Source organism: Agromyces atrinae, assembly GCF_013407835.1.
In the GTDB taxonomy this organism is placed as follows: domain Bacteria; phylum Actinomycetota; class Actinomycetes; order Actinomycetales; family Microbacteriaceae; genus Agromyces; species Agromyces atrinae.
Genome location: NZ_JACCBI010000001.1, coordinates 1,784,091 through 1,796,879, shown reverse-complemented (window position 1 = coordinate 1,796,879; position 12,789 = coordinate 1,784,091). Strand labels below are relative to the sequence as shown.

Genomic DNA, 12,789 nt, shown 5'->3' with positions numbered 1-12,789 from the left:
TGCGCGACTGTCGGTCGTCGGCCGTAGGCTCGTGCAGTGACTGATTCGCCGCTCGCCTCCGCGCCCGAACGAGCGCCGCGGCGCGCACCGGGCCCGCTCTCCGCGCCCTACCGGTGGCTCAGCATCGGTATGTTCTCGCTCGTGTTCCTCGCGGCCTTCGAGTCGCTCGCGGTCACGACGATCATGCCGCTCGTCGCCGACGATCTCGATGGGGCGTCGCTCTTCGCCGTCGCGTTCTCGGTGCCGCTCGCCGCGGGCGTCATCGGCATGGTGCTCGCGGGCAACTGGAGCGACCGCAAGGGGCCTCTCCCGCCCCTCATCTCGGCGGCCGTGCTCTTCATCGTCGGCCTCGTCATCGCGGGAACGGCGACGACGATGGAGATGCTCGTCGTCGGCCGGTTCGTGCACGGGCTCGGCGGCGCGGCCGTCACCGTACCTCTCTATGTGATCGTCGGCCGCGTGTACCCGCTCGAGATCCGGGCGCGTGTCTTCGCCGGGTTCGCGGCGGCTTGGGTCATCCCCTCGATCATCGGACCGGCGATCGCGGGCGCGATCGCCGAGGCGTTCACGTGGCACTGGGTCTTCCTCGGCGTCATCTTCCTCGTGCTCCCGGCCGGCGCGATGATGCTTCCTCCGCTCCTCCGCGTGCGGGCCCAGGTCGAGGGCGACAGCAGTGTGCCGTGGAGCGTGTCGCGACTCGCGTGGGCCGTGCTCGCGGCCGCCGCAGCGCTCGCGCTCTCGCTCGCGAAAGAGCTGCCCGAGCCGGGCCGGTGGATCCTCGCCGCCGCGTCGCTCGTCGTCATCGTCGTCGCGGTGCGCCCGCTCCTGCCGCGCGGCACGCTCCTCGCGAAGCCGGGCATCCCGGGCACCGTGCTCGTGCGCGCGATCGTCGCCGGTGCCTTCTTCGGCAGCGAGATCTACCTCCCGTACTTCCTCATCGAGCAGTACGAGTTCTCGCCCTCGCTCGCGGGAGCCGTGCTCACGGGCGCCGGCGTCTCGTGGGCCGTCGCGTCGTGGCTGCAGGGGCGCCTCGTCGGGCGACTGTCGAACGTCGCCGCGGTGCGCATCGGCACGGCCGTGCTCGCCGTCGCGCTCGGCGTCGTGCTTCTCGTCGCGGCGTTCGGCCTCGCGCCGTGGGTCGCGTTCATCGCGTGGACGATCGCGGGCGGCGGCATGGGCTTCATGTACCCGCGGTTCTCGGTCTCGGTGCTCGAACTCTCGCCGACGTCGGCGCAGGGCTTCAACTCGGCGGCGCTCACGATCGGAGAATCGCTCGGATCGGCATCCGTCCTCGCGATCACCCCGCTCGTCGCGGGCGCTCTCGCGGCCGGGGCGTTCACCGCGGACTTCTCGGTGACGCTCGCCGTCGCGCTCGTCGCCGTCGTGCTCGCCGGTCGGGTGCGGCCCGCGGCGGCAGCAGCGGTCTAGCGCCCGACGTCGTCATCGCGGCGTAGTGCCCGCGGGCCACGTGCCTCGTCCGTCGAAGAAGCGCACGATCTCGAGAGCCGTGCCCTCGAGTACGGGACCGTAGCCGATCTGCCAGTCGGCGTCGGTCGCGCGCAGGGTGCTGCCATGCACGACGGCCTTCTGCGGGAAGCGCACGCGGCCCGAGCGATAGAGGGCGACGGCGCCCGTCGTGAGTCCGTCGATCTCGGGATCGGTGTCGAGCGCCTCGGCGAGGTCGAGCAGCGCGTACAGCGCGCGGTCGAGGTCGCGGATCGATGCGTCGCGCGTCGTCGTCGCGGGGGAGTGCGCGTCCGAGAGCGCGTCCCCCTTGAGGCCCGCGCTCGCCAGGAACGCGGTCGCGAGCGACTCCCGCTGAGCGAGCGGTGCGGAGTCGATGAGTTCGCGCGCGGTCTGGACGAGGACGTCCACCTGGGCTCCGCGGTCGCCGACCGTCGATTCGTCGCGACGTCGGCGAGAGCTGAGCGGCAGATCGTTCAGGAAGTCGGCCATGGCGCACAGCCTAAGCCCGGAGGGGAATGTGAACGTCACATGCGCTTGTCACATCCTCTGTCACATCGGGAGCGCGGGAGTCATAATGGGAGCGACACGCATGTGACCGTGAACATGAATCGAAGTCGAGGAACCCGTGACGTCAGAGCCGACGAAGGGACGACCACCCAGCATTCGCGATGTGGCGAAGGCTGCAGATGTGTCGCACCAGACGGTCTCCCGCGTGCTCAACAACCACCCGAGCATCCGCGACTCGACGAAGCAGCGCGTGCTCGAGGTCATGGAACAGCTGCAGTACCGGCCGAACCGCGCGGCACGGGCCCTCGTCACGAGTCGCTCGCAGACCTTCGGCATCCTCTCGGCGTCGAGCACGCAGTACGGGCCCGCATCGAGCATCGCCGCGATCGAAGCGGCCGCGCGTGAGGCGGGCTACTGGGTGAGCACCGCGAACATCGACGCGGCCTCGCCCGCGTCGATCGCCGACGGACTCGCGCACCTCACGGCGCAAGCGGTCGAGGGTCTCGTGGTCATCGCTCCGCAGATGCGCGTGTTCACGGCGCTCGCCGAGCATCAGATCACCGTGCCGTACGTGACCCTGCAGTCGATCTCCGACAGCGAGCACGCCATCACCGTCGACCAGATCGCCGGGGCGCGACTCGCGACGCGGCACCTCATCGAGCTCGGGCACCGCAACATCTACCACCTCGCCGGGCCGCAGGACTGGATCGAGGCCGAGGCGCGCATGCGCGGGTTCCTCGACGAGATGAGCGCGCAGGACGTTCCGACGACCGCTCCGATCCTCGGCGACTGGACGGCGGACTTCGGGTACTACGTCGGCCGCGAGCTCATGCAGGTGCGCGATTTCACGGCGATCTTCGCCTCGAACGACGCCATGGCGCTCGGTCTCATCCACGCGTTCCGCTCGGGTGGCCTCGACGTTCCGAACGACGTCAGCGTCGTCGGATTCGACGACGTCCCCGAGGCCGCGCACTACTGGCCGCCGCTCACGACGGTGCGCCAGGACTTCGCCGAACTCGGCCGACGTTGCGTCGCGCTCCTGCTCGGCAACATCGATTCGACGACGCCCGACTACACGGGTTCGATCATGCCGGAGCTCGTCGTGCGCTCCTCCACGGGGCGCCCGTCGTTCTGAGTGCCGGATGGGGTGCGGTGCGGGCCGCCGTTACCGAGACGTGACACATCGCGCTTGACACCCCCTCGATGTCTGTGGCTTACTCTTACTCAATGTGACCGGTCACATCGGAACACGCAGACAGAGAGGTCTGGCAGCATGAGCAACTCACGACACGTCGAGACGCCCCGTCGGGCGCTCGGCACCCGCGCCGGCGAGGCGCACTCGTGAGCACGTTCAGCGCCCGCGTCGAAGTCGCCATCGCCCGCATCCGGGCCGATGTCGCGCACGTCCACGCCGAGCTTCCCCGCCACGGACTCGTGTCGTGGACCGACGGAAGCGTCTCCGCCCGCGTGCCGGGCGCCGACCTCTTCGTCATCAAGCCGTCGGGCGTCGCCTACGCCGAACTCGCCCCCGAGAACATGGTGCTCTGCACCCTCGACGCCGGCATCGTCGACGGAACCCCCGGCGGCGACGGCTCCCTGCCGATCGACGTCGCGATGCACGCCGCGATCTACCGCCACGTGCCGGAGGCCGGAGCCCTCGCCCACACGCACTCGCCCTACGCGACGGCGTGGGCGACACGCGCCGAAGCCATCCCGTGCGCGACGACCGCCATGGCGCGCGAGTTCGGCGGCCCCGTGCCCGTCGTCACCGCGAGCCCGGTCGACGCGGAATCGCTCGGCCGCGCCGTCGCCGCGACGCTCGCCGAGCAGCGCAGCCGCGTCGTCCTCGTGCCGAACACCGGCCCCTTCGCCATCGGCACCGACGCCCGTGACGCCGTCCGGCTCGTCGTGCTCACCGAAGACGTCGCCCGCACCGTGCAGCTCGCGCGGCAGGACGGCGCACTCTCCACCCTCGACCAGTCCGTCATCGACGCACTGTTCGGCGGCGCCCACGGCGCCGCCCGCGGTGGTGAACCCAGACTCCTGGCTCACGCAGCCGGAAGCGGATCCGGTCAGGTCGGCCGGGCCCGAACCCCCCGAAAACCACAACCGAACACAGCACCACAGGGCCCCACGGGCCCGTGACGGGTGACGTCGTCGTCGATGACGACGGACCCGACGCGACAACCAAGGCGTCCATGACGGACACAGTGAAAGGAAAAACCGTGAAGAAGATGAAGAAGGTCATCCTCGCCACCATGACGGCGGGTGCGATGCTCGCCCTCGCCGCGTGTTCCAGCGGAGGCGGTGGAGACACCGGCGGCGACGGCGGCGGAGACGGCGGACTCATCGGCGTCGCGATGCCGACGAAGAGCTCGGAGCGCTGGATCCAGGACGGCAACGCCGTCAAGGAGCAGCTCGAGGAGCAGGGCTTCACCGTCGACCTCCAGTACGCAGAGGACGACATCCCCACCCAGGTCTCGCAGATCGAGAACATGATCACGAAGGGCGCCGAGGCGCTCATCATCGCGTCGATCGACGGCACCACGCTCTCGCAGGTGCTGCAGGACGCCGCCGATGCCGACATCCCGGTCATCGCCTACGACCGCCTCATCCGCGACTCGGAGAACGTCGACTACTACGCGTCGTTCGACAACTTCAAGGTCGGCCAGCAGCAGGCATGGTCGGTCCTCAACGGACTCGGCCTCGCCGAGCTCGACGGAACGCCGATCGACGGAGCCCCCGCCGGTCCGTTCAACATCGAGCTCTTCGCCGGTTCGCTCGATGACAACAACGCGTTCTTCTTCTTCGACGGTGCGATGGACGTCCTCCAGCCGCTCATCGACGACGGAACGCTCGTCGTGAAGTCGGGTCAGACGTCGATCGAGCAGGTCGCCACGCTCCGCTGGGACGGTGAGACCGCTCAGAGCCGCATGGAGGACCTCCTCACGGCGAACTACTCCGACGGCTCGCAGGTCAACGCGGTGCTCTCGCCCTACGACGGCATCTCGCGCGGCATCATCTCGGCCCTCGAGGGTGCCGGCTACACGGTCGGCGCCGAATGGCCGATCATCTCCGGTCAGGACGCCGAGCTCGACTCCGTCAAGGCGATCAACGCGGGCGAGCAGTACGCGACGATCTTCAAGGACACCCGCAAGCTCGCCGAGGTCGCCGTCGCGATGGCCACGGCACTGCTGAACGGCGAGGAGCCCGAGGTCAACAACACCACCGACTACGACAACGGAGTGAAGGTCGTCCCGTCGTACCTCCTCGAGTCGCAGATCGTCGTCAAGGACAACATCACCGAAGTCCTCGTCGACAGCGGCTACTGGACCGAAGCCGAGATCAGCGGCTAACGAAGCAGGTGCGAACCGGCCGGGCGACGATCGTCGCCCGGCCGGTTCACCCGAGAGAAGCAGGAGGCACGATGACCAACCACATTCTCGAGATGCGCGGCATCACGAAGACGTTCCCGGGAGTGAAGGCGCTCGCCAACGTGACGATCGCCGTCGGTCGCGGGGAAGTCCACGCGATCTGCGGGGAGAACGGCGCCGGCAAGTCGACGCTCATGAAAGTACTGTCGGGCGTCTACCCGCACGGCAGCTACGACGGCGACATCGTCTTCGAAGACGAGACGGTCGCGTTCAAGGACATCTCCGACTCGGAGGCCAAGGGCATCGTCATCATCCACCAGGAGCTCGCGCTCAGCCCGTACCTCTCGATCGCCGAGAACATCTTCCTCAACAACGAGCAGAAGGGTCGCGGCGGCCTCATCGATTGGAACAAGACCAATCACGAAGCGCGCACACTCCTCGCCCGCGTCGGCCTGAAGGACAATCCGACGACGAAGATCCTCGATCTCGGCGTCGGCAAGCAGCAGCTCGTCGAGATCGCGAAGGCGCTCTCGAAGCGCGTCAAGCTCCTCATCCTCGACGAGCCCACCGCGGCGCTCAACGACGAAGACTCCGACCACCTGCTCGACCTCATCCTGCACCTCAAGGAGCAGGGCATCACGTCGATCATCATCAGCCACAAGCTGAACGAGATCAAGAAGGTCGCCGACTCGGTCACCGTCATCCGTGACGGCAAGACCATCGAGACGATCAAGAAGACGGATGTCACGGAAGACCGCATCATCAAGGACATGGTCGGCCGCGACCTCGAGCACCGCTACCCGGATCACGAGTCGAACATCGGCGAGGAGATCCTGCGGGTCGAGGACTGGACCGCCTACCACCCCCAGGACACGAGCCGCATCGTCGTCGACAACGTCTCGCTCAACGTGCGAGCGGGCGAGATCGTCGGCATCGCGGGCCTCATGGGCGCCGGGCGCACCGAGTTCGCGATGAGCCTGTTCGGCCACTCGTACGGGTCGAAGATCTCGGGGCGCGTGTACAAGCGCGGCCAGGAGATCAAGACGCGATCCGTCGCCGAGGCCATCCGAAACGGCATCGCCTACGCGACCGAGGACCGCAAGACCTACGGCTTGAACCTCATCGAGGACATCAAGCGCAACATCTCCATGGCCTCGCTCAAGAAGCTCGAGAAGTTCGGCCTCGTGCACGACAACGAGGAGTACAAGGTCGCCAACGAGTACCGCAAGTCGATGAACATCAAGGCGCCCAACGTGCTCGTGAAGACGGGCAAGCTCTCGGGCGGCAACCAGCAGAAGGTCGTCCTGTCGAAGTGGATCTACTCCGACCCCGACGTCCTGATCCTCGATGAGCCGACGCGCGGCATCGACGTCGGCGCCAAGTACGAGATCTACTCGATCATCAACCGGCTCGCCGCCGAGGGGAAGGGCATCATCGTCATCTCCTCCGAACTGCCCGAGCTGCTCGGCATCTCCGATCGCGTGTACGCGATCTCCGAAGGACGCATCACCGGCGAACTGCCCATCAGTGAGGCGACACCCGAGACCGTCCTCAAGCTCATGACCATGGAAAAGCCGCGCTAGCGCCGCGCGCAGCTCGACGACACAGGAGACAGCATGTCCACTCCCACATCCACCCCACCCACTGACTCGACGGCGGTCGGCGCCACGGTCAACCCCATCGAGAACAAGTTCACCGAGCGGCTGAGCCACATCCTCGCCGACCTCGGCAAGAACGGCATCTTCATCGCGCTGATCGCGGTCGTGGTGCTCTTCTCGATCCTCACCAACGGCATCCTTCTGCGCCCGCAGAACATCTCGAACCTCATCGTGCAGAACGGGTACATCCTCGTGCTCGCGATCGGCATGGTGATGGTCATCATCGCCGGCCACATCGACCTGTCGGTCGGCTCGGTCGCGGCGTTCGTCGGAGCGTGTTCGGGCGTCTTCGCCGTGCACTGGGGCATGCCCTGGTGGCTCGCCGTCATCCTCTCGCTCGGAATCGGTGCCCTCGTCGGCGTCTGGCAGGGCTTCTGGATCGCCTATGTCGGCATACCCGCGTTCATCGTGACCTTGGCGGGCATGCTGATCTTCCGCGGTCTCGCGCTCGTCGTGCTCGGTAACTCGAACATCGGATCGTTCCCGGCGGAGTACCGTGCGCTCGGCAACGGCTTCCTCTCGGATGTGTTCGGTGATTTCGAACTCGATCCCTTGACGCTCGGCGTCGGAGTGATCGCCGTCATCGCGCTCATCGTGCAGCAGGTGCGCACCCGCCGCGGACGTCAGAAGTACGGTCAGGACACCGAGCCGATCATCTGGTTCATCGTGAAGCTCGTGCTCGTCGCCGGTGCGATCGGCCTCTTCGCCTTCGCGCTCGCGTCGTACAAGGGCATCCCCGTCACGCTCATCATCCTCGCGGTGCTCGTGCTCGTGTACGGCATCGTCATGAACCGCACGGTCTTCGGCCGCCACATCTACGCGATCGGCGGCAACCGTCACGCCGCCGAACTGTCGGGCATCAAGACGCGTCGGGTCGACTTCTGGCTCTTCGTCAACATGGGCCTCCTCGCCGCACTCGCCGGACTCATCTTCACCGCGCGACTGAACCTCGCGGGGCCGAAGGCCGGTGACGGCTTCGAGCTCGAGGCGATCTCGGCGGCGTTCATCGGTGGAGCCGCGGTGCAGGGCGGCGTCGGCACGATCGGCGGCGCGATCATCGGTGGTCTTATCATCGGTGTGCTGAACAACGGTATGTCGATCATGGGCATCGGAATCGAGTGGCAGCAGGCCGTCAAGGGTCTCGTGCTGCTCCTCGCGGTCGCCTTCGACGTCTACAACAAGCGTCGCTCGGGCGGTCGCTGAGTCTCGCGGTCTCTCGCGTGAGCGGGGTCGGACGGGTCCCTCCGTCCGGCCCCGCTTCTGCTTTTCTCTCCCTCCCCGGGTCCTCCTCCCCCTGCTGCGGATGACGCGGTGGGCGTGTTCACGGACGCTGCGGATTCGGGTGACACGCCGGCCCGGGGCCTCCGACACGCGGGCGCGGGCCCGGATTGCAGCATCCGTGTACGGAGACGTTGCGGCGGATAAGGAGTTCTGGGCCGACACGCCGGCTCGCGTCATCCGCCGCGCCGGGGCTGCGGTCATTTCTCCGTATCCGGACGCGGAGCAGGAGGGCGGGGGTGGGGACGGCCCAGACGGAGAGTCGGCGGGGGCGGATGACGGGGTGGGCGTGGTCACGGATGCTGCGGTTGGGGTGACACGCCGGCTCGGGGCCTCCGACACGCGGGCGCGGGCCCGGATTGCAGCATCCGTGCACGGCGTCGCTGCTGCGCACCTCTTTCCCCTCTCGCAATTCGTGCTCGTTAGCGCTAACATGAGTTCTCGTTAGCGCTAACGAACGAGCGACGAAGGAGTCATCCGTGGCAGAGAACACGCCCGCAGCGAGCACCTCGGGCGAGACCCGCCCCGCAGGCACGCCCGCACACTCGGCAGGGGACCAGTACACGATCGGTGTCGACTACGGCACACTCTCGGGCCGCGCGGTCGTCGTGCGGGTCTCCGACGGAGCCGAGCTCGCGAGCTCCGTCTACGACTACCCGCACGCCGTCATGGACACGACGCTCACGGCGGGCGGGCGCAATACCCCGCTGCCTCCCGACTGGGCGCTGCAGGTTCCGCAGGACTACGTCGACGTGCTGAAGCACGCGGTTCCCGAGGCCGTGCAGAAGGCGGGCATCGATCCGTCGCAGGTCATCGGCATCGGCACCGACTTCACGGCCTGCACGATGGTTCCGACCATCGCCGACGGCACCCCGCTCAACGAGCTGCCCGAGTTCGCCGACCGCCCGCACGCGTACGTGAAGCTCTGGAAGCACCACTCGGCCCAGCCGCACGCCGACCGCATCAACGAGCTCGCGCACGAGCGCGGCGAGGCCTGGATCAACCGCTACGGCGGCCTCATCTCGAGCGAGTGGGAGTTCGCGAAGGGCCTGCAGCTCCTCGAAGACGACCGCGAGCTCTACGACCGCATGGACCACTGGGTCGAGGCCGCCGACTGGATCATCTGGCAGCTCTCGGGCCGCTACGTGCGGAACGCCTGCACCGCGGGCTACAAGGGCATCTACCAGGACGGCCAGTACCCGAGCCACGACTTCCTCGCCGCTCTCAACCCCGACTTCGCGTCGTTCGCCGACGACAAGGTCGCGCACGAGATCGGCGAACTGGGTGCTGCGGCCGGCACGCTCACCGCCGAAGCCGCCGCCTGGACGGGCCTGCCCGAGGGCATCGCCGTCGCGGTCGGCAACGTCGACGCGCACGTCACGGCGCCCGCCGCGCAGGCGACGCAGCCCGGCCAGATGGTCGCCATCATGGGCACCTCGACGTGCCACGTCATGAACCACGACCACCTCGCCGAGGTGCCCGGCATGTGCGGCGTCGTCGACGGCGGCATCGTCGCGGGCCTCTACGGCTACGAGGCCGGTCAGTCGGGCGTCGGCGACATCTTCGCCTGGTACGTCAAGAATCAGGTTCCCGCCCGATACTTCGAGGCGGCGGATGACGCGGGCACGAGCATCCACCAGCACCTGACGAACCTCGCGTTCGAGGAGCCCGTCGGCGCGCACGGCCTCGTCGCCCTCGACTGGCACTCGGGCAACCGCTCGGTTCTCGTCGACCACGAGCTCTCGGGCGTCATCGTCGGTGAGACCCTGACGACGCGCACGGAGGAGATTTACCGCGCGCTCCTCGAGTCGACGGCGTTCGGCACGCGCGTCATCGTCGAGACGTTCGCCGAGGCGGGCGTCCCCGTGACCGAGTTCATCGTCGCGGGCGGCCTGCTGAAGAACCCGCAGCTCATGCAGTGCTACTCCGACGTGCTGCGCCTCCCCATCTCGACGATCGCGAGCGAGCAGGGCCCGGCGCTCGGCAGCGCGATCCACGCCGCCGTCGCGGCGGGCGCCTACCCCGACATCCGTCACGCCGCCGACGCCATGGGCAAGCTCGACCGCGCCGTCTACACGCCGAACGAGGAGGCCGCGCTCGCCTACGACCGTCTCTTCGCCGAGTACTCGCTGCTGCACGACTACTTCGGTCGCGGCGCGAACGACGCCATGAAGCGTCTGCGTGCGCTCAAGCGCGAAGCCCATCTGTCGAAGGAGACACCGTCTGAGAAGGAGACCCGCGCATGAGCGCCTACGATTCCGATCCCGCCGTCCAGAAGGTGCGCGAGGACGTCGCACGCCTCCACGGTGAACTGACCCGCTACGGTCTCGTCATCTGGACGGGCGGCAACGTCTCGGGTCGCGTGCCCGGCACCGACCTCTTCGTCATCAAGCCGAGCGGCGTGAGCTACGACGACCTCGCCCCCGACAACATGATCCTCTGCACCCTCGACGGCGCCGTCGTTCCGGGTTCGCTCGGCAGCGAGCGTTCGCCGTCGAGCGACACCGCGGCGCACGCCTACGTCTACCGCAACATGCCGGATGTCGGCGGAGTCGTGCACACCCACTCGACGTACGCCGTGGCATGGGCTGCGCGCGGCGAGGAGATCCCGTGCGTCATCACGGGCATGGCCGACGAGTTCGGCGGCCCGATCCCGATCGGTCCGTTCGCGATCATCGGCGACGAGTCGATCGGCGAGGGCATCGTGAAGACGTTGACCGGTCACCGGTCGCGTGCCGTGCTCATGCAGAACCACGGCCCGTTCACGATCGGCGTCGACGCGAAGGATGCCGTGAAGGCCGCCGTCATGGTCGAGGACGTCGCGCGGACGGTGCACATCGCCCGCGAGGCCGGTCCGCTCATCCCGATCCCGCAGGACAAGATCGACTCCCTCTTCAACCGCTACCAGAACGTCTACGGCCAGTCGTCCGACGCCCGCCGCTGACATCCCTCTCTCTTAAGGACCACAGAATGACTCGCACCCCGCTCTCCACCACGCTCGACTCGTACGAGGTCTGGTTCCTCACCGGCAGCCAGGACCTCTACGGCGAGGAGACCCTCCGCCAGGTCGCCGAGCAGTCGCAGGCGATCGCCGAGACGCTCGGCTCGGCCGTGCCCGTGACGGTCGTCTGGAAGCCCGTCCTCAAGAGCGCCGACGCGATCCGTCGCCTCGCGCTCGAGGTCAACGCGGCCGACAACGTGATCGGCGTCATCGCCTGGATGCACACCTTCAGCCCCGCGAAGATGTGGATCGGCGGCCTCGACGCGCTGCGGAAGCCGCTCCTGCACCTGCACACGCAGGCGAACGTCGAACTGCCCTGGGCCGACATCGACTTCGACTTCATGAACCTGAACCAGGCCGCGCACGGCGACCGCGAGTTCGGCTACATCCAGACCCGCCTCGGCGTCTCGCGGAAGACCGTCGTCGGCCACGTGTCGAACCCCGTCGTGCAGGGCCAGGTCGCGACGTGGCAGCGCGCCGCCGCCGGCTGGGCCGCGTCCCGCACCCTCAAGCTCGCCCGCTTCGGCGACAACATGCGCTTCGTCGCCGTCACCGAGGGCGACAAGACCGAGGCCGAGCTGCGGTTCGGCGTGCAGGTCAACACGTGGGGCGTCAACGAGCTCGCCGACGCCGTCGCCGCGGCGACCGAAGCCGAGATCGACGCGCTCGTCGCCGAGTACGACGAGCTCTACGACGTCGTCCCCGAGCTCCGTGAGGGCGGCGAGCGTCGTCAGTCGCTCCGCGACGGTGCCGCGATCGAGCTGGGCCTCCGTTCGTTCCTCGAAGAGGGCGGCTTCGGCGCGTTCACGACGAGCTTCGAAGACCTCGGCGCGCTCAAGCAGCTGCCGGGTCTCGCGGTGCAGCGCCTCATGGCCGAGGGCTACGGCTTCGGCGCCGAGGGCGACTGGAAGACCGCCATCCTCGTGCGCGTCGCGAACGTCATGGGTGCGGGCCTGCCCGGCGGTGCGAGCCTCATGGAGGACTACACCTACGACCTCGTCCCCGGTGACGAGAAGATTCTCGGCGCTCACATGCTCGAGGTCTCGCCGTCGCTCTCGAGCCAGAAGCCGACCCTCGAGATCCACCCGCTCGGCATCGGCGGCAAGGACGACCCCGTGCGCCTCGTCTTCACGGCCGACCCCGGCCCCGCGCTCGTCGTCGCGATGAGCGACATGCGCGACCGCTTCCGCCTCGTGGCGAACGTCGTCGAGAACGTCGAGTCGCCCGAGCTGCCGAAGCTGCCCGTCGGCCGCGCCGTGTGGAAGCCGGAGCCCTCGTTCGAGGTCTCGGCCGCCGCGTGGCTCACCGCGGGTGCCGCGCACCACACGGTCATGACGACGGCCGTCGACATCGATGTGTTCCGCGACTTCGCCGACATCGCGAAGGTCGAGCTGCTCACGATCGACAACGACACGACGCTCCGCGGCTTCCAGAGCGAGGTGCGCTGGAACCAGGCGTACTACCGTCTCGCGCAGGGCCTCTAGGCCCGGCGACCCTAGGCTGC

At 68.1% G+C, this 12,789-nt stretch carries 10 protein-coding genes; 9 read left to right on the top strand and 1 reads right to left on the bottom strand.

The genetic code is table 11. The annotated features are described in order from the left end of the window. The first annotated feature begins 36 nt into the window (after positions 1 to 36). Entirely contained in the window at positions 37 to 1,428 is a 1,392-nt protein-coding gene (locus BJ972_RS08545) for an MFS transporter (protein ID WP_241830764.1), read from the top strand. A gap of 12 nt (positions 1,429 to 1,440) precedes the next feature. Here the strand turns inward: BJ972_RS08545 and BJ972_RS08540 are convergent, their stop codons facing one another. Further along, positions 1,441 to 1,956, bottom strand: a complete 516-nt coding sequence (locus BJ972_RS08540) for a hypothetical protein (RefSeq protein WP_129173862.1) — start codon at positions 1,954 to 1,956, stop codon at positions 1,441 to 1,443. 136 nt (positions 1,957 to 2,092) lie between these two features. Here BJ972_RS08540 and BJ972_RS08535 point away from each other — a divergent pair, with 136 nt between their 5' ends. From BJ972_RS08535 to araA, 8 genes are all read left to right on the top strand, one after another. Then, on the top strand, positions 2,093 to 3,109 hold the full coding sequence (locus tag BJ972_RS08535) for a LacI family DNA-binding transcriptional regulator (RefSeq protein ID WP_129173864.1): 1,017 nt from the start codon (positions 2,093 to 2,095) through the stop codon (positions 3,107 to 3,109). A gap of 206 nt (positions 3,110 to 3,315) precedes the next feature. Next, positions 3,316 to 4,119: a class II aldolase/adducin family protein gene (locus BJ972_RS08530; protein ID WP_129173866.1), complete on the top strand. Its 804-nt coding sequence runs from the start codon at positions 3,316 to 3,318 to the stop codon at positions 4,117 to 4,119. An 89-nt stretch (positions 4,120 to 4,208) separates the two neighbouring features. Beyond that, positions 4,209 to 5,330, top strand: a complete 1,122-nt coding sequence (gene chvE, locus BJ972_RS08525) for a multiple monosaccharide ABC transporter substrate-binding protein (protein ID WP_241830773.1) — start codon at positions 4,209 to 4,211, stop codon at positions 5,328 to 5,330. A 71-nt stretch (positions 5,331 to 5,401) separates the two neighbouring features. Beyond that, positions 5,402 to 6,931, top strand: coding sequence for a multiple monosaccharide ABC transporter ATP-binding protein (mmsA, locus tag BJ972_RS08520; RefSeq protein WP_129173868.1), 1,530 nt, complete (start codon positions 5,402 to 5,404; stop codon positions 6,929 to 6,931). Between the two features lie 33 nt (positions 6,932 to 6,964). Then, positions 6,965 to 8,209 (top strand): multiple monosaccharide ABC transporter permease, encoded by a 1,245-nt coding sequence (gene mmsB / locus BJ972_RS08515; RefSeq protein ID WP_129173870.1) that lies wholly within the window; start codon positions 6,965 to 6,967, stop codon positions 8,207 to 8,209. A gap of 641 nt (positions 8,210 to 8,850) precedes the next feature. Then, positions 8,851 to 10,530, top strand: a complete 1,680-nt coding sequence (gene araB, locus BJ972_RS08510; protein ID WP_241830774.1) for a ribulokinase — start codon at positions 8,851 to 8,853, stop codon at positions 10,528 to 10,530. After that, complete coding sequence (locus BJ972_RS08505) at positions 10,527 to 11,228, top strand: L-ribulose-5-phosphate 4-epimerase (RefSeq protein ID WP_129173874.1); 702 nt, start codon at positions 10,527 to 10,529, stop codon at positions 11,226 to 11,228. The genes araB and BJ972_RS08505 overlap by 4 nt, the downstream gene beginning before the upstream one ends. A 26-nt stretch (positions 11,229 to 11,254) precedes the next feature. After that, a complete protein-coding gene (gene araA / locus BJ972_RS08500) occupies positions 11,255 to 12,769 on the top strand; it encodes an L-arabinose isomerase (RefSeq protein WP_129173876.1) in 1,515 nt (504 codons plus the stop codon). Positions 12,770 to 12,789: the final 20 nt, after the last annotated feature.